A 17,156-nucleotide genomic window follows, 5' to 3' on the forward strand; every position below is an offset into this window, starting at 1 on the left:
GCGATCTGTGTTGCATCTATCTCACGTTTTTGTATAACCCTTCAACAACACCCATCAAATCATCACATGAAGATCTTCTCTCTCAAACTCTCTCAGACTAATATTTTCACCTTTATTGTGGCTATAGTGCTGGTAATCTCCAGTTTTTTTGGGCTAATTCCAACTGCGGCGGCGCTTACGACTTCACCTCCTCCAATGATCGCGAGTCTTTTTTCTTTTTCTGGAACTCGACCCAATAATCTAGGGATTCAAGAAGGTCAATTAACAAATTGTCCAGATTCACCCAACTGCGTTTCTAGCCAAAGTACAGATGCGGTTCATCAGATCGCTCCCTTGGTCTATGAAGACTCGGCTACTGAAGCATTTGAGCGGCTAAAAACGATTATTCAAAATATGGATAATGCCAAAATTATTCGTGAGAGTAAAGATTATCTTTACGCTGAATTTACTTCAGCAATTATGGGATTTGTGGATGATGTGGAATTTAGTCTTTCGGAAGCGGATCAAATTATTAATGTGCGTTCAGCTTCCCGTTTAGGACAGTCAGATTTAGGGGTTAATCGGAATCGAGTGGAAACAATTCGAGCTGTTTTTCAGTCTTAAGTCTAACTCACTTGTCAAGAGATATAGCGTTTGCAAACATTAAAACCCCCTACTAACTTAGAGGGGGTTTCTGATAATTCGAGTTTTAAACTCGTTTCAAACGGTGAAGAGTATTCATACCCTTACAGTGCGTTACCACGAGGTAGAACCTCTTCAGGGAATACAAAGTTTTGGTGAGGTTGATCGACGGGAGCCATCCAAGCACGAATCCCTTCGTTCAACAAAATGTTCTTGGTATAGAATGTTTCAAATTCGGGATCTTCAGCCGCCCGCAATTCTTGTGACACGAAGTCATAAGCCCGCAGGTTGAGTGCTAATCCGACAACACCGATGGAACACATCCACAGTCCAGTCACGGGGACGAACAACATGAAGAAGTGTAACCAACGCTTGTTGGAAAAAGCAATCCCGAAGATTTGTGACCAGAAACGGTTTGCGGTCACCATGGAATAGGTTTCTTCTGATTGAGTCGGTTCAAACGCACGGAAAGTGCTGGCTTGTTCGCCGTCTTCAAACAGGGTATTTTCCACCGTTGCTCCGTGAATCGCGCACAGTAGCGCACCACCGAGTACACCCGCAACACCCATCATGTGGAAGGGGTTGAGTGTCCAGTTGTGGAATCCTTGGAAGAACAGAATGAAACGGAAGATTCCAGCGACCCCAAAGCTAGGAGCGAAGAACCAACCTGACTGTCCTAAAGGATACATCAAGAACACGCTGACGAACACAGCAATAGGTGCGGTGAAGGCGATAGCGTTGTAAGGACGGACACCAACCAAACGGGCGATTTCGAGCTGACGTAGGCAGAAGCCAATCAGTGCAAACGCACCGTGTAGGGCGGTGAAAGCCCACAAGCCACCGAGTTGACACCAGCGAGCGAAGTCCCACTGGGCTTCAGGTCCCCACAGGAACAGCAGGGAATGTCCCAGACTGTTAGCGGGGGTACTGACAGCGGCGGTTAAGAAGTTGCAGCCCTCTAGGTAGGAGCTAGCTAAACCGTGGGTGTACCAAGAGGTAACAAAGGTGGTTCCGGTTAACCAAGCACCTAAAGCCATGTAGGCGCAAGGGAATAGCAGGATACCAGACCAACCCACAAATACAAAGCGATCGCGTTTCAGCCAGTCATCGAGGACATCAAACCATCCTCTCTGTAACTGAGGGCGTTCGACTGCTATAGTCATTTGAGAACGATCCTTAGTTGATTTACTAAAAGACTATGCTTTCTAAGCAAGTTAACATAACTATATATTACAGTTAACAATATTTGCAAAGATATTCAAGTCTCAAGATTTAAGATTTTTTTTATGAGCATACAAACCCAAAGCACCAGTGACCGCATCATACACAAGACCATTTTAGGCTCCCGTCGCACCAGTAACTACTTCTGGGCAAGCGTTATCGCCGTCGGAGGCACTGGTTTTTTACTGTCTGGAATCTCTAGCTATACCCGAGTTAATTTACTCCCCTTTGCGGATCCGACCCAACTCATCTTTTTACCCCAGGGCTTAGTGATGGGACTTTATGGTTCTGCTGCCCTATTATTGGCTTTGTACCTCTGGCTGGTTATCCTTTGGGATGTGGGCGGTGGCTACAATGAATTTAGCAAGGATACAGGCAAAATTCAGATTTTTCGGTGGGGCTTTCCGGGGAAAAACCGCCAAGTTGAGTTTACTTGTAAAACCGAAGATGTACAATCAGTGCGAGTAGACATTCAAGAAGGGTTTAATCCTCGACGCGCTCTGTACCTCAGACTCAAGGATAGACGAGAAATACCTCTAACTCGTGTGGGTCAACCGATGCCCTTGTCTGAGTTGGAAAATCAAGGCGCTGAACTCGCTAAGTTTTTGCAAGTGCCGTTGGAAGGATTATAGGATTTAGCATGAAGCGATTGAATATTCGACAGTTGTTACTGTCTATACTGTTAGCGGGTGCGCTGATGGTAGCCGGATGTAACGGAACGGCAACAGAGTCAACCCCTTCAGATAATGTAAATGCAGTGGGTGATTCTCCTTCGGAGACGCTTGGCGAACAAGCAATTTCACCCGTGGCTCAAGCTCAAAATTCATCAATGAGTAATCTACCCAAATTAGAAGGCAAAGCAACAGTCGTGATGACGGTCAACGGATCGCCGATTACGATTGAAGTAGACGGAACGGCGGCTCCTGAAACCGCAGGTAATTTTGTGGATTTGGTTAACCAAGGGGTTTACGATGGGGTCGCATTTCACCGAGTTGTACGTGAACCTCAACCCTTTGTGGTTCAAGGCGGTGATCCCCAAAGTAAAGATCCCCAGGTGCCGATGGCTCGTTTGGGAACTGGCGGGTTTATTGATCCGACAACTTCCCAAGAACGCTACGTCCGCCTAGAAATTCAACCAGAAGGCTCTGATATGCCCGTCTACAGCCAAACTTTTGATGAAGCTAAGATTAAAGCTCAACCGAAGTTAAAGCACTCTAGAGGCGCAGTCGCGATGGCTCGTTCTCGTTTACCGGATTCTGCATCTTCTCAGTTTTATTTTGCTCTAGCCGATTTACCTTTCCTCGACGGCAGTTATGCTGTTTTTGGCTATGTTACCGATGGCATGGATGTGATCGATAATATCCAACAAGGCGATCGCATTGAATCAGCTAAAGTTGTGTCTGGATTAGACAATCTTAAAAATTAATTAAGATTTCCCAGATGGGTTTGGGGGCAAGTTAGATAATTTGTCCCCTTTTGGGTTACTTACGTCAAATGAAAGGAAAAGGCTATAAGACCAGGGACTAGAGAGGAAAAGACTATAAGCAGGGGAGTTAAATAGTTGAGCAATAATGAGCAGTTATCGAAGCTGTATCAAAAGCTGCACGAGCAGAATGTTCAAGACCGCCGTGATCGCGAAGCTTGGGAGAAAGTTAATTGGGAGGTCAAGGAAGTTCTAGCAGAAGCTAGAAACGTCACAAACTTCCGTAAATCCTTTAATCGGTGGATTCGGACTAAGGAAGGTCAAACTGTTAAGAAAAGCTTTTCATTTCTCAGCAAGAAAATGTGCTTACTGCAAAGCTCTCTTGAACTACAAGAAGAGTCGGCTTATCTGTGACCATTCAGAGGTACATCATTTAGCACCATTGGCACTTTTACAGAGATATGCTGAAGCTAATCTAGATGATGTCAAGTTAGAGACTTTAATGGATTTTGTGATATCCCCTAAGTACCTTTGGCTAGTTCATCCCAAATGTAATAAGAAACTGGGAGAACAGATTGCTGATTTACCTGAGTTACAGTTTTTGAGAGATTTCTTGTCATAGGAGAATAAGTTAAGAAATGACTGATAAAGAAAGATGGATTAGAGAAGTAGCTCAAGAAATAGGATGCACAATAACCTCTGTAAGACAAGCTGTCAAAAATATAGGAGCAGAAATTAAATCTAAGTATGATGTTGTACTCTGCTATGCACAGTGGTCGGTTCCAAAACTCAAGGATATAGACAAACAGGAAGCAGCTTATAAGAGGAGGATTAATTATTTAGAACAGCTACTCCGTGATGTTACATCTTCTACAGACAAGATGAAAGACGAGTATAATGAACAAATGCAGAGAAAAAATCAATTGCTTGATACGCAAAATGAAATAATTGCTGACAGAGATAGAAAAATAGCAGAGATGCAGGAATTACTTAGAGGATTGCCTAAAGCTAGTGGGGAATAACGAATTATGGATAAAGTACCTTTTTTTGTCACTCAAGATGATTTGAGAAATCATGGATTGTCTGACTATTTAGTAAGACAAATTGTGAAAGGGCTAGATTTTGTCAGAAGAAAAAATGGTCTTAGGCTTTATTCTACACTAGATGTAGTTGCAGCAATAGAGAATAAGCTTGCTCAACCTAAAACTCGCAACACAACCCACGAGAAGCTCAAACCTGTGCTTGCAAAGTTAAAAGGGGAATCAAATGTGATTAAAGTAGATTTTCTACAGAATCTATCCCTGGAAGAACGAGTGAAGGTTCTTCAATCTCGCATAGAAGCTGCTGATCAAGATCTGGAAAACACTGTGTTGAAAGAATACGAAGAAGTTAGACGAAAAATTCAGGAAGCTCTATCGAATTAAAATTAGCTTGAGGAACACTTCAGATAAGCAGGAAGAGGCTTCTTTTCAAGTAGAACGGAGTAACCTGGCATTTATGCTACTCCTTCCTCAAATCCCTTACACTAAGAAAGCGTTGCTTTGAATACTACTAATCGCAGAATTGGCAACAATTACATCAGAAAGGGTTGTTTCGGCGACATCAGGAGCAAGTACCGATAACAAGTTGTCATTTTCATAATAAAAGCGATCGCCATCTCGTAAGCGAGTAAATTGATCCACAACAATGACTTGAAACGTTTCTCCAAATAACGATCCATTAACATGATCTTCGGCGAGTCCTCCCACCCACAAATCAATATTATCAACATCAGTATAAGCACTTTCTAATTGCGCTTGTACAATCGGATCAGAAGTAATCTCACCAAAATTGGTAATCGGATCTAAACCCAATTCTTCACGAACTTCAGTATAACTCGGTAAACCATGATCACGTCCTCTTTGAATATTTAGTGAAACTAAGTCTAAACCGCCCGATCCCGGTGCGCCAAACAGAAAATTCCGCACATCATCAATAACTTGAGTATCAACTTCTTGTGCTTCTTGAGAGGCTAATCCTAACAACAGAGAATCAACTCCACCTTCAACAACTAAATCGGGATTAAAGAAGGTGTCTCGCAGCGATAAACCCTCATTGGTTCCGTTTTGCAAAGTTGGCGAAAGCATCGTATGTCCAAAGCGAAAAGCTGCTGTAGAAAATTCATTGCTAATTCCGCTATCAACCGTTACATTGTAGCCGTCATATCCATCTAAAGCGTTAGAACCGACTAATAATGGTACAAATTCATTGTAAGTAATCGCTTGAATTTCTGCACCCACAATTCGACGAGCAGACTCATAAATAAAATCACCTTCACTCAGTCCAGATTCTGCAAATAAGTCCAGTAATTCTGCATCTCCATTATCCAACCTAGTCGCAATATCATCGGCGAGTCGATTGTGTTCCCGAACAAATAATGTATGAGTCGCCGTTAACCCCACTTGTTCGTTAGCGCGAACATCTCCAGCAACAAAAATAGAATCATTTGCAATCCCAAATGGATTATCATTGTCTAACCCATCAGTATTAAAAGGAAGTAAAACCTCTCCACTCTCACTAACACTCGTTTTCAGCTTCCCAGTACCATCATTGGTGCGTAATGCTTCGGCTCGTTCGCTATCAGATCCATACACATTAGAACCATCAATATAAGCAGTTATTTCATTAATTTGTTCTCTGGGACTATCTATTCCGGTATCGAAATCATAAATAGATCGAGTTAAGGGAATTTCTTGAGTTCCGCTATTAAATGGATCAAAAGATGGATCACCAAGAGGAACAGAAATATTAAAAGATTCACCAGAAGTTCCTGGAGTTAAATCCATATCATGATCAATAAACTGTCCCCATTGCCAAAACCAATCACTCACCCCTGTTTCATTTGGAATGGACTCAGATTGATCAAAAATTGTATTACTAACTTCCCTCGGACTTACTAACGAAGACGGATCGCCCCCTCGGGGTTCAGAAATTTCATCATTATAAGCCGATTCACTTAACCGAATTAACTGCGAGTCTGGAGTTCCCCAATCAGGATTTACTAGATTATTATTTAAACCCTCAATTGAGCGAAATTCAATAGGAACAATATCATCCCAAACTAGATCATAAGAATTTCCGGGCTTACCAATAGACTTGACTTTAATATAATATACACCCGCAGTTGGAGAGTCGAAGTTAATACTTTCGTTGTTAGTTTGTGAAGTTGAACTCGCAATTTCATTACCATTAGCATTATGAAGGAAAAGATCAATATTTCCATCTGCATGAGTAAATTGTAAGTCAACCGATAAACTCGTTGTACCTGGACTTACTTGAATTTTATACCAGTCGGGGTTTTTGGCGATCGCAAGTCCTTGAATTTCACTCAAAGGGGTTTGTTCAAGACTCGTTAAATCATAGGCTTGTCTGCGAGAATTATTATTTTCATAGACATCATCATTACCGGAACCCTTAGAAGAACCGTTGCCATTTCCATTTCCATTTCCATTTCCATTGTTTTGCATCTGCTTCTCCTCTTGGATTTATAACTTGATCTGTGGCTTGATCTAACATATGTTTAGACAAGAGGAAGATATGCAAAAATTGGGAGTTGATCTTAAAATCAGGTGACTGAAGGAAAATAAAAAAACGCTCAATCATCCGTTATATAAGACTTTAGTCAATCGATATTCATCAAAAAAACTTTGTAACAATTTGTAAACCGCGTCAGCTCGCAAATGGACTGAGGGATCAATCTCAACAAGCGTTAACAGAAGTTAATAAAGGCTCCGCTATGTTGAAAATAAAATCAATAATTTAGCCCCTTAAGTCGATATAATAATAACCAAGTTAAAATACAATAATTTTGACTGGAACAGTTAGCGTATCATCAATTTTAGGAAATATTTGACTCAGCGTGAACGAGCAAGTTGTAGTTACAGGTATTGGTGTAAAGTCGGCTTTGGGAACACTCCAGACTAGCTGGAAAAAACTTCTCTTAGGTCAATCTGGAATTAAAACCTATCAACCTTTTCCTAAACTAAAATCTAGACCTTTAGCATTAATTAACCCCAAACCCTCTCATCTCACCGAATTAACTCAAGCAATATTAATAGATACGCTAAAAGATGCGAATTTAACGCCTCCTTTACCTGATTGTGGGGTGGTGATTGGTTCGAGTCGAGGATATCAAACCCAATGGGAAGAATTTGCAACTCAACAATATACTCAACAAAAATCTATTAATTCTTCTGTTCCTATTCCTAATTATTTCCATCACATGGCGGCAATTAATACCGCTCATTATATAGGTTCAAACGGGCCAGTATTAGCACCAATGGCGGCTTGTGCAACGGGTTTATGGACTATTGCTCAAGCTTATGAGTTAATTCAAATGGGATACTGTGAACAAGTGATTGTCGGTGCAGTAGAAACACCAATTACTCCGCTAACTTTAGCAGGTTTTGAGAAAATGGGTGCTTTAGCGTTAACAGGATCATATCCTTTTGATCGACAGCGAGAAGGCTTTATTTTAGGCGAAGGAGGTGCTATATTTGTATTAGAATCAATGGAGTCAGCAAAACGTCGTTCTGCTCGAATTTATGGTCAAGTTTTAGGGTTGGGATTAACGTCTGATGCAAGTTCTAGTAATCGACCGAATTTAGACGGTAAAAGTGCGATAACTGCGATTAAAAATTGTCTGAGTCGGAGTGATTTATTCCCTCAAGATATTGATTATATTCACGCTCACGGCACCGCAACTCAACTCAACGATCAACATGAAGCCAATTTAATTCAAAAAATATTTGATAATCATGTTGCGGTGAGTTCAACCAAAGGCGCAACAGGTCACACGTTAGGCGCATCGGGAACGTTAGGAATGGCGTTTTGTTTGATGGCGTTACAAGACCAAGTTTTACCGCCTTGTGTGGGATTAAAAGAACCAGAATTTGAGATTAATTTAGTCAGAGAAGCAAAAACAGCTAAAATACAAAATGTGTTGTGTTTGAGTTTTGGCTTTGGGGGACAAAATGTGGCGATCGCACTGGGGAAATAATAGTTTTTTAGAATTTATTTGTGCTAATTTAATAATAATATCTGGCTTGAATAAAATCAATTCTGTCGTTACTAACGAGGTAAACAATACGGTGTTCCTGTGTCAGTCGCCTTGACCAAGCATTTGAGTCCAAATACTTTAAAGGTTCTGGTTTACCTATTCCAGTAAAAGGCTCGCGAATAATAGCTTCTATTAGCTTAAAAGCACGCAAAGCAATTTTACGATCTGTCTCAATCCAATAAACAATATCTTCTCTAAAATTAGGATGAAAGACAGCATCTCGAATAGGAGGGTTTTGAGGAGATTGTTTATCCTTCTTCGCCAATCTCTAACTCCTGATATAAATCATTAATATTTTGAGTTTTAAGAGTTCTTGACTTGGCATTTTGTAATGCTGTCAGTAAACGTTCTGCGTTTTTTGGCGATCGCAATAAATGTGCTGTCTCCATTAAACTACTGAGTTCATCAGCAGCAATTAAAGCAACCTTTTCGCCATCAGAGCGAGTAATAATGACAATATCTCGATCATCAACCACTCGATCGCAAAGTTGACTGAGATTAGCAATTGCATCATTCAAGGCGATTTGATGGAAGGTCATAAGATAATTGCTAAATGGCACTTTGATTCCTATTCTATTATAGCTCAATCTTTGCAATTGACTTTAGAAAAAGCGATCGCACTGGGGAAATAAACAATTTTAGGATAGATTGTCTAGAGTTTATTGTAAAATAGATCAGAATTTTTATAAAACTGATGGAAAACAAGATTAACACTCCTTCTCAATTCACCTTTTTAGAACGCATAGAATCTTTAAAAGCCGGAATACTCTCCGGGAGTATGACGTTTTTAACATTTAGTCTGTTAATTGGTTTTAATATTTTAATTCTTGCTAATCAGTTTGAGGTAATTGAGGAAATAAAAATCACCGTTGATATTCGCTTAATTATTCGAGGTGCAATTGCATTTATCAGTGGTTTTTTATTTGGGGTAACTTATCGTTATGTTGTGCGATCCGATCACAACCCTCACCTCAATTCGGGGGCGGTTTTAGCCTTTGGACTGGTGCGGGGTTTGGGTGAACTGGATGGGGGACTCAATACATCAGAAAATGGGTGGTTTTTTGTGGTTGTTGTCGCCGAAAGTATTTTGTTATTTGCTGCGGCTAGAATTGTCTTAGATTGGGCGTTAAAACAGGGTTGGGTAAACACCTTTAATTCTAACTCAAATTAGGGATAGTTTTTTTCTCACTTGTTGTCGTTGCTCTAGCCCTCTTTTTAAGCGCTAAAGCGCAATAACGAACTGAGGGCTTTATATTTGTTTATTTTTGAACACCTAATGAGTTGTAGTCTGGAAAACAAAAATCCGGAAATTCAGCATCCTTTTCTTCCAATTTCGACAAAGAAGCTTTAACTTTTTCTCGCTCTGCTTCTAACTCACTGTCACGTTCTATTTCTTTCCATTCTTCTCTATTAGTCAACTCATAAACATCTGTTTTACCTTTGCGAATTGTTTTCTTTATCATACCGAGACTTTCCAACTCTTTTAAGCCGTACTGTGCTTTTCGGACACTCATTTTACAGATACGAGAAATAGTTTGTAGGCTAGAGTAACACTGACCACGACGAGCAATATGTGCGTAGAGTCTGAACTGATCACAGATCCGGTTATCCTAAAATCCTTTTATAGCAAGGGCTTTGAGTTTTTTTAAGATTACCTGGGTAAAGCAGATTTGGTATGATACAGATTTACTTTATATGTCTGCTATGCGTGTGTTCAAACTTTCCTACAGGACTTGCTTGCAAAATCACGATCAGTAGGTTATAGTAAAAATGTAGTTAACTGAATATTACAGTTAATTATTTTAATTTATTATTTTTTGAATTTACTATTTTATTATAAGGACTATTATAGCATGGTTAATTATAACTCTAATTCAAACGAATCGCAAACGCTTGCAATTCAAGCACTCTACTCTTTGCTGAAAGCGGAAACTCATCTACTGAAAGCTTTACGGGAAGCTGCGAAAAACTCAAGTGAGATAGAGGTTAATTCTGTACTTCAAATCATTGAGGAAGTGTTAAAAACTCAGCAAGCTGAATCTAAGAAAATTGCTGAATTTTGTGAAAATCGGAAAAAAGCATTAATTCTTGCTCAGATCGAAAAAGAAGGTATTAATATATCATCTCCGGGCTTGAAAATTTTGATTCAAGATGCCAATTTTCAAAACTTAAAAGATGCTCTTTTAGAGTACAAGGAGTATTCGAGCAATAAGAAAGTTTGGAATCCAGAAGGTTTATTCTACTATTATCTTAAGCAAAAAATTATTTATGCTGAGGTAAAGAAAGCGGGTATTAATCTTACTTCCGATATCCAGGATTTGATTAACAATAAAGAGGTTAAGTATTCCCGCCTGAAAGAAGCACTTTCGGAATACAAGCAGTATTCAAAGAGCCATCAAGTTAATGATTCAGCAGACTTATTTTACCGGATTGTGACCAAGAAAAATCAGGGCGGTGCAGCTTTGGCATAGGTTGCTCTAAATTGAGGGTGGGCGATGAACCCACCCCAACACAATTAAGCCCCAACCGATTCTTTTGCGGCGTACATCACCTCTAACGTAATCTCAGATAAACCGCGTTCACGGGCGAATTTCTCGGTATTTCGCTTCACTTTACCGCGAACAAACCCCGGAACTTTGTTTAATTCTGCTTTCGCATCTTTCGCCCAATTCAAATCAGATTCTGCTGAAATTCCTTTGTGAATCACTTCTTTTGTATCGTGTCCGCCAAAGATTTCTAACAGGTGATCTTCCATTCCCAACGTAAAGGAATTATAGACCAAATCAACCACCTGATTTGCGCCTTCGTATCCCACAAACGGACGATAACCAACCGGGAAGTTTTGAATATGAATGGGCGCCGCAATTACCCCACAAGGAATATTTAAACGCTTCCCAACATGACGTTCCATTTGAGTTCCAAAAATTGCCGAAGGTTCCAACCGGGCGATCGCATCTCCAATCTCACCATTATCCTCACTAATCAAGATTTCATCGCAGTATTCACCCACTTGTTCTCTGAACCATTCCGCGTCATATTTGCAGTAAGTTCCCGCTAATACCACCTTAATTCCCATTTCTCGCGCCAGAATTTTAGTTAAAGCTGCGGCGTGAGTATTATCCCCAAATACAACTGCTTTTTTACCCGTTAAATTCTGACAGTCAATGGAACGGGAGAACCAAGCCGCCTGAGAAACAAACCGAGTTTGATTGTCAATATAGTCTTCATAATTTACATTCGCCCCTTGTTCATTTAACACCTTTTGAATCATCCGAATACAACGGGCAGTTTCTACAATTCCCATCGGTGTAATATCAATATAAGGCATGGCGAATTCTGCTTGTAAATATTTCGCCGCCATCACACCCACTTCTCGATAAGGCACCAAATTAAACCAAGCGCGAGGTAAGTTTTTCAGGTTATGAACGGAAGCGCCTTCTGGGATAACTTCATTGACTTCAATTCCCAAGTCAGCCATCAACCGTTTTAACTCAGTACAGTCATGGTTATTATGAAAACCAAGGGTTGTCATTCCCCAAATATTAACAGAAGGTTTTTCGGTTTTTCCTTCGGGAAGTTCGCCTTTTTTTCGAGCTTTTTTGAGATAAAATTCAACAATTTGATGTAACGTGCGATCGGCAGCTTGCAATTCATTCGCACGATAATGATTGACATCCGCGAGCATTACATCGCCTTTAGAATCAATTTGAGCGCGTTCTACAAAATTTTGTAAATCTTCTTGTAAAATACTAGAAGTACAAGTCGGAGTCAAAACAATTAAATCTGGTTTTTCTTCTTGATCCTTGCGAATAATATTATCAACGACTTTTTCTTGAGAACCCCGTGCTAAAACGTTGCGATCAACAACACTCGTCGTTACTGGGGTATAGTTCCGTTCTCGTTCAAGCATCGAACGCATGACGTTAAAATAGTCATCTCCCAAAGGGGCGTGCATAATGGCATGAACATTTTTAAAAGAACTGGCAATGCGAAGAGTACCAATGTGAGCGGGGCCTGCATACATCCAGTAAGCCAATTTCATAAAATTTTTCTCCGTGTTTGTGTGATTTGAGAATAGCCTGTTGTGATTTTCTCAAATATTATGCTCATCAAAGTCGAGAATCATAAAACTTTAAATTTCCCCTTTGATGACAAGTTGATTTGTACTCAGGATTTAGTGTGCCACTAAAGCAATACTTTTATTGTTTAATGACAAAAATCTTAATCTTTGACTCAGTTCTGTAAACTTAAGTATCATAATTGATACAAAACGAAAAATAAGCTAAAAATTTTAAGATTTTAGAAATTTCTACGAAACTATAATTTTTTATATCATCTCAAGATCAAGTTTTCTAATTTGTTATCCTAGAAATCGCATATTTCTGAAAAATTAATGATGAAAACCAAAATAGATTGGGATAATTTAGCGGCCGCTTCTGAATATCAGACGGCGATTGAAATTCAAAAACGATTACAGGAGGAAAAGTGGATGGAAGCAGATGTTGGTTTAGGTGTTTTAATTGAATCAATGGGAAAATCTAAGAAATTAGCATTAAAAAGCCAACTGATTCGATTAATGAGCTATGTGATAAAATGGAAATGTAAACCCCAACGCCGTTCGCCAACTTGGGCGGTAACAATTTTATCCACTCGCAATGAAATTGAAGATATTCAAGAAGAAATTCCCAGTTTAAATCGAGACTATTTAGAATTAGTTTGGGAACAATGCTTTGATAAAGCCGCCAAACAAGCTGAAGTCGAAATTGGGAAAAAATGTGGTTTAGCTTCACTCTCTTGGGAAGAAGTGTTTGAACGAGAATACAATTTATTTTACCTGTATGAGAATTGACTGCGGACTAAGTTCAAGGTTATTCCTGTTAATTTTTTGACGATGAACGCTCAGATGTTAAGATCCAATTTAATAAAATCGGATTCACTAATTCTGGCGCTTCATCTTGCGGACAATGACCGACTCCTTCCAAGGGAATAAATTCTTTTACTGTGTCAAACTTTCCATATTCACGGCCTAATTCTATCGGTTCCCACGGATCATCTGTTCCCCACAACATAATCGCTGGACAGGGTAAAATCGGTAATAAATCTTCAGGTAAAGGCCCTTGAGAATAGCTTGTAAACGCTACAAATACATCCACTGCACCTTGATCCTGTGCTGGAACTAATAACATTTCTACCAATTCATTTGTTACCGCCTCGGGTCGTTTGTAGGCTTGTAATAGAATTCTTTTGACTGTTCGAGGAGTCGCTAACTGTTTAAAAAATAACTGACTTACCCATTTTAGACCCAGAACTTTTTGAGCAATACCCGCCCCAAAACTCCGATACCAGGGAATTTCTGATCGTTTACGTTCATGGAGAAGTCGAAGGGAACAGTTGAGTAACGCGACTTCAATCACAAGATCAGGATAATCAACCGCAGCCTGCATCACCGCAATACAACCAATGGAATTCCCGACTAAAAATGCCGGAGTTCCAACCACTTCTCGACAAAAATCAGCAATTTGTTCAGCCCATGTTTCAAAGGTATAAGAGAGTTCTGGCGTCGGAGTGGGTTTTGCTGAACCGCCAAACCCTAACAAATCGATAGCAAAAACACGACAACTCGCCGCTAATTCGGGGATATTTTTACGCCAATGTCCCCACGATGCGCCGAAGCCATGCACCAAAATCACCGCAGGGCCAGTGTTTCCTTCCGTGTAGTAACAAATCGGAAAGCCTTTCCACGTCCAAGTTTGCGGTTGAGACAACGTTGAGAGCATCATCAGGACTTAATTGCAGACAGAGCAACAAACTATAAACCTTCTTTATTATTCCACAAATTGCTTTGATCAGGTTTGCTTATGATTATTTTCAGTATAAACAAGACTAAATTTATTGATTAGGTTTCATTAATTCATGTTCGGCTCAAGTCAAAATCTATGAATTTAGAGATAGAATTTGCCCAAACATAAGCATAACTCATCTTATACTTTTGCTCAACAATGACTGATTTATAAAACTTTTACAATAGTTAGAAAATTTTTGTTGGTTTCTTTACCCATTTTCAGAAAAATGTTTGTATAGTAGTTAATAGAGAACAGAAAAAAGCAAATTTGAGTTCATTTTAAACAGTTAGAGATAGCCATGAATAACACAGCCATCAACAACACAGCCTACAATAATACAACGGTTAATCATCAAGTTACACGTTTGTTGAATCCTCTGCGTCAATGGCTTGACAGCTTAGAAATTCAAAATCAAAAATTAGCTTTACTTCTCTATAAAGCAATTCCTGCTCAATGTCCGTTTGAACGAGAATTCAAAATTGCAGGTCGGACTTTTCTGAAAATTCCGCCATTATGCAAACTCAATCCTCTTTATGATCAAGTTGTGGGTTTGCGTTTTCGAGCGATGTGTTATTTAGTCGATGAATGTGGAATGAGCATCTAACTTTGGCTCTGGAAACAGTGAGATCAATTCTGATTCCATCAATTGAGTTAGATTGAGAACCAAAACAAAGATTAGAGATTTGAATAGATACCATTAGGGAAGTTTAATTTAGAGTGGATCATCGATTTCACGATATAACTTAAGGTGAGTCGAGACTTAGAGGAGATAAAAATCAGCTTCATTCCCCTTGTTTACATTTTTGTCTAAAGAAAGATGGCAGCGATCGCAAATTCTGCTATTTTAGAAAGTATGTTGAGTTCATACTTGAAATTATGTCACTAGAACTTAAAGTCCCGAGTATGGTTTGTAATGGCTGTGTAGACACTGTTACCAAAGCAATCAAAGGTTTAGATTCAGACGCCAAAGTGGAGATTGATTTGTCCACAAAAACAGTCAAGGTGGATGGGAAACCCACGGACGACTCTATTAAAGAAGCAATTACCTCAGCAGGTCATACGGTAGAAGGTTAAATCATCTCTAACAGCTACACTTGTTGATCACTTGCTGATTTTTCCGAAAACCGATGACATCATCCACTCGCCAACAACTCCCCATTCCTTCCCATTTTGATGCGAATAAGGTTGGAGAGGTTTGGCGTGTCCCCTACCAACAACGGGCGATAGAGGCTCAAAAATGGACAACACAACACAACATTCAACCCGCAGCTACAGATGAAATGCGAGTCTGTTTGTTGTTGATTGATGTTCAAAATACCTTTTGTATTCCCGAGTTTGAGTTATTTGTTGGCGGAAAATCGGGTCAAGCCGCAGTCGAAGATAATGTTCGTTTGTGTGAGTTTATTTATCGCAATTTAGGAACGATTAGCAAAGTGATCGCTACCTTAGATACTCATCGGGCGATGCAGATTTTTCACCCAATTTTTTGGGTAAACGACAAAGGAGAACATCCCGAACCTGCGGTGACATTAATTCAATTTGAAGATGTCAAAAATGGAGTGTGGAAGGTTAATCCGGCGATCGCGGAAAGTTTAGCAGATGGAGATTACCAAACCCTAGAAAAACACGCCTATCATTATACCAAACAATTGAGCGATGAGGGTCGATTTCCCCTCACGGTTTGGCCTTATCATTCGATGTTTGGAGGAATTGGTCATGGGTTAGTTTCCGCAGTCGAAGAAGCCATTTTTTATCATACCATTTCCCGCCAAAGTCAAGCTGATTTTGAACTCAAAGGTGATCATCCTTTAACCGAGAATTATTCAGTCTTTAAACCCGAAGTTTTAGACAGTTTTGGAGGTCGTTCTATTGCTCAGAAAAATGATCGTTTAATCCAAAATGTTTTAAACTTTGATCGAGTCATTGTCGCCGGACAAGCCAAAAGTCATTGTGTCGCTTGGACAGTAGAAGATTTACTCGCAGAAATACAACAACGAGATTCCAATCTCGCCCAGAAAATCTATCTGTTAGAAGATTGTACCTCGCCTGTCGTTGTACCAGGAATCGTTGATTATACCGAACAAGCCGAAACTGCTTTTCAACGCTTTGCAGAAGCGGGAATGAATCGAGTTAAATCAACAGAAATTTGATCATGGTGGTGATTGATTTCACCGAGAGTTTAAAGATCAAAACTTCTAGATTCCCTGCGGTTCAGTCTCCAATTGCTCAGGAATTTCTTCCGGTAGTGGTTCCTCTTGTTCAACTTCAGGTGTAACCTCTGGAGGTGGATTTAAAAGCGGAATTCGAGGTAAACTATTCGGGAGATTATTCAACGTTGCAGAAACCAAAGCATAGCCCAAATAAGCAGGTAAAACAATAGCCGTTAAAAAAGCGATCGCCGCTAACCAAGAGGTAAAATCAAGAGAAGATCCATAATGAGTTCGATAGGGATCAAAGCGAGGTAATTCGTCACTACTTTGATCATACTCGTGATCGCGTAAATTGGCAGGCCGTTTAAAGCGAACTCTGCGATCATCCAATTTTTCCAACATTATCCAACCCACTTCTGCTTCTTCTTCACACAGTTTATGAAAAATAGCCGGATTCCGAAATAAATCACGATTTGCTCGTACTATTTTATACTCAGATTCAGACAAAGCCGGATCATCAAGCTGTTTTTGATGCTCGGAATGACTATTAGGTTGTAACGGTTTGGATGCTTTTGCATTAGCGGATTCGTAAGGTGTCAAGGTTTCCTCCTCAATTTGTTGCTTTAACGTTTTTTGTTCCGAGTAGATCCAACTGCTAATTAAAACGGCTTCAAAACCCAAACTACTCACCAATAAGCTCAGAAATAAAACTTCGATCATAGGATTTCATTGTTAATCATCATTTTTGTTCCTGAGTCAAAAAGGAATGATTGATAACATTAATTTCTATTCATTATCTG

At 39.7% G+C, this 17,156-nt stretch carries 21 protein-coding genes; 13 read left to right on the forward strand and 8 right to left on the reverse strand.

Annotation, left to right across the window (positions count from 1 at the left end):
* A partial coding sequence (locus tag L8106_RS08615) for a DUF1499 domain-containing protein (RefSeq protein ID WP_009783872.1) occupies positions 1-603 on the forward strand: 603 nt, incomplete at its 5' end.
* Between the two features lie 122 nt (positions 604-725).
* Here the strand turns inward: L8106_RS08615 and psbD are convergent.
* The gene (psbD, locus tag L8106_RS08620) at positions 726-1,784 is read right to left on the reverse strand and encodes a photosystem II D2 protein (photosystem q(a) protein) (RefSeq protein ID WP_009783873.1); all 1,059 of its coding nucleotides are present in this window, start codon (positions 1,782-1,784) and stop codon (positions 726-728) included.
* Between the two features lie 123 nt (positions 1,785-1,907).
* Here psbD and L8106_RS08625 point away from each other — a divergent pair, with 123 nt between their 5' ends.
* The 5 genes from L8106_RS08625 (at position 1,908) to L8106_RS08650 (ending at position 4,689) form a co-directional block, all read left to right on the forward strand.
* A complete protein-coding gene (locus L8106_RS08625; RefSeq protein ID WP_009783874.1) occupies positions 1,908-2,474 on the forward strand; it encodes a photosystem I assembly protein Ycf4 in 567 nt (188 codons plus the stop codon).
* A gap of 8 nt (positions 2,475-2,482) precedes the next feature.
* Positions 2,483-3,268 carry a peptidylprolyl isomerase gene (locus tag L8106_RS08630; protein WP_009783875.1) on the forward strand — a complete coding sequence of 262 codons (786 nt, stop codon included), beginning with the start codon at positions 2,483-2,485 and terminating at the stop codon, positions 3,266-3,268.
* A 135-nt stretch (positions 3,269-3,403) separates the two neighbouring features.
* Positions 3,404-3,679, forward strand: coding sequence for a hypothetical protein (locus tag L8106_RS08635; RefSeq protein WP_009783876.1), 276 nt, complete (start codon positions 3,404-3,406; stop codon positions 3,677-3,679).
* 224 nt (positions 3,680-3,903) lie between these two features.
* Positions 3,904-4,287, forward strand: a complete 384-nt coding sequence (locus L8106_RS08645) for a hypothetical protein (RefSeq protein WP_009783877.1) — start codon at positions 3,904-3,906, stop codon at positions 4,285-4,287.
* Positions 4,288-4,293: 6 nt separating this feature from the next.
* Positions 4,294-4,689, forward strand: a complete 396-nt coding sequence (locus L8106_RS08650; protein WP_009783878.1) for a hypothetical protein — start codon at positions 4,294-4,296, stop codon at positions 4,687-4,689.
* Between the two features lie 96 nt (positions 4,690-4,785).
* Here the strand turns inward: L8106_RS08650 and L8106_RS08655 are convergent, their stop codons facing one another.
* A complete protein-coding gene (locus L8106_RS08655; RefSeq protein ID WP_009783879.1) occupies positions 4,786-6,771 on the reverse strand; it encodes a peroxidase family protein in 1,986 nt (661 codons plus the stop codon).
* A 392-nt stretch (positions 6,772-7,163) separates the two neighbouring features.
* On the opposite strand from L8106_RS08655, the gene L8106_RS08660 reads away from it, so the two are divergent.
* Positions 7,164-8,303: a beta-ketoacyl-ACP synthase gene (locus L8106_RS08660; RefSeq protein WP_009783880.1), complete on the forward strand. Its 1,140-nt coding sequence runs from the start codon at positions 7,164-7,166 to the stop codon at positions 8,301-8,303.
* Between the two features lie 28 nt (positions 8,304-8,331).
* Here the strand turns inward: L8106_RS08660 and L8106_RS08665 are convergent, their stop codons facing one another.
* Positions 8,332-8,628 (reverse strand): Txe/YoeB family addiction module toxin, encoded by a 297-nt coding sequence (locus tag L8106_RS08665; RefSeq protein ID WP_009783881.1) that lies wholly within the window; start codon positions 8,626-8,628, stop codon positions 8,332-8,334.
* Positions 8,612-8,902 carry a type II toxin-antitoxin system Phd/YefM family antitoxin gene (locus L8106_RS08670; protein ID WP_009783882.1) on the reverse strand — a complete coding sequence of 97 codons (291 nt, stop codon included), beginning with the start codon at positions 8,900-8,902 and terminating at the stop codon, positions 8,612-8,614. Before L8106_RS08670 ends, L8106_RS08665 begins: the two co-directional genes overlap by 17 nt.
* A 155-nt stretch (positions 8,903-9,057) precedes the next feature.
* On the opposite strand from L8106_RS08670, the gene L8106_RS08675 reads away from it, so the two are divergent.
* On the forward strand, positions 9,058-9,534 hold the full coding sequence (locus L8106_RS08675; protein ID WP_009783883.1) for a hypothetical protein: 477 nt from the start codon (positions 9,058-9,060) through the stop codon (positions 9,532-9,534).
* A gap of 88 nt (positions 9,535-9,622) precedes the next feature.
* On the opposite strand, the gene L8106_RS08680 is transcribed toward L8106_RS08675, so the two are convergent.
* Positions 9,623-9,964: a helix-turn-helix domain-containing protein gene (locus L8106_RS08680; RefSeq protein ID WP_369748097.1), complete on the reverse strand. Its 342-nt coding sequence runs from the start codon at positions 9,962-9,964 to the stop codon at positions 9,623-9,625.
* 252 nt (positions 9,965-10,216) lie between these two features.
* On the opposite strand from L8106_RS08680, the gene L8106_RS08685 reads away from it, so the two are divergent.
* Positions 10,217-10,834 carry a hypothetical protein gene (locus tag L8106_RS08685; protein ID WP_009783885.1) on the forward strand — a complete coding sequence of 206 codons (618 nt, stop codon included), beginning with the start codon at positions 10,217-10,219 and terminating at the stop codon, positions 10,832-10,834.
* 44 nt (positions 10,835-10,878) lie between these two features.
* On the opposite strand, the gene bchB is transcribed toward L8106_RS08685, so the two are convergent.
* Positions 10,879-12,405 (reverse strand): ferredoxin:protochlorophyllide reductase (ATP-dependent) subunit B, encoded by a 1,527-nt coding sequence (gene bchB, locus L8106_RS08690; protein ID WP_009783886.1) that lies wholly within the window; start codon positions 12,403-12,405, stop codon positions 10,879-10,881.
* A 351-nt stretch (positions 12,406-12,756) separates the two neighbouring features.
* Between bchB and L8106_RS08695 the strand changes: the two genes are divergently transcribed.
* Complete coding sequence (locus tag L8106_RS08695) at positions 12,757-13,212, forward strand: DUF29 family protein (RefSeq protein ID WP_232228447.1); 456 nt, start codon at positions 12,757-12,759, stop codon at positions 13,210-13,212.
* A 28-nt stretch (positions 13,213-13,240) separates the two neighbouring features.
* Here the strand turns inward: L8106_RS08695 and L8106_RS08700 are convergent, their stop codons facing one another.
* Positions 13,241-14,143 (reverse strand): alpha/beta fold hydrolase, encoded by a 903-nt coding sequence (locus tag L8106_RS08700; RefSeq protein ID WP_009783888.1) that lies wholly within the window; start codon positions 14,141-14,143, stop codon positions 13,241-13,243.
* Positions 14,144-14,504: 361 nt separating this feature from the next.
* Between L8106_RS08700 and L8106_RS08705 the strand changes: the two genes are divergently transcribed.
* The 3 genes from L8106_RS08705 to L8106_RS08715 all read left to right on the forward strand — a co-directional run bounded on the left by L8106_RS08705 (position 14,505) and on the right by L8106_RS08715 (position 16,356).
* The gene (locus L8106_RS08705; RefSeq protein ID WP_009783889.1) at positions 14,505-14,810 is read left to right on the forward strand and encodes a Mo-dependent nitrogenase C-terminal domain-containing protein; all 306 of its coding nucleotides are present in this window, start codon (positions 14,505-14,507) and stop codon (positions 14,808-14,810) included.
* Between the two features lie 272 nt (positions 14,811-15,082).
* Positions 15,083-15,280, forward strand: a complete 198-nt coding sequence (locus L8106_RS08710; RefSeq protein WP_009783890.1) for a heavy-metal-associated domain-containing protein — start codon at positions 15,083-15,085, stop codon at positions 15,278-15,280.
* 53 nt (positions 15,281-15,333) lie between these two features.
* Positions 15,334-16,356 (forward strand): cysteine hydrolase family protein, encoded by a 1,023-nt coding sequence (locus L8106_RS08715; protein ID WP_009783891.1) that lies wholly within the window; start codon positions 15,334-15,336, stop codon positions 16,354-16,356.
* A 45-nt stretch (positions 16,357-16,401) separates the two neighbouring features.
* Here the strand turns inward: L8106_RS08715 and L8106_RS08720 are convergent, their stop codons facing one another.
* Complete coding sequence (locus L8106_RS08720; protein WP_009783892.1) at positions 16,402-17,076, reverse strand: hypothetical protein; 675 nt, start codon at positions 17,074-17,076, stop codon at positions 16,402-16,404.
* Positions 17,077-17,156: the final 80 nt, after the last annotated feature.

The organism is Lyngbya sp. PCC 8106 (genome assembly GCF_000169095.1).
In the GTDB taxonomy this organism is placed as follows: domain Bacteria; phylum Cyanobacteriota; class Cyanobacteriia; order Cyanobacteriales; family Microcoleaceae; genus Capilliphycus.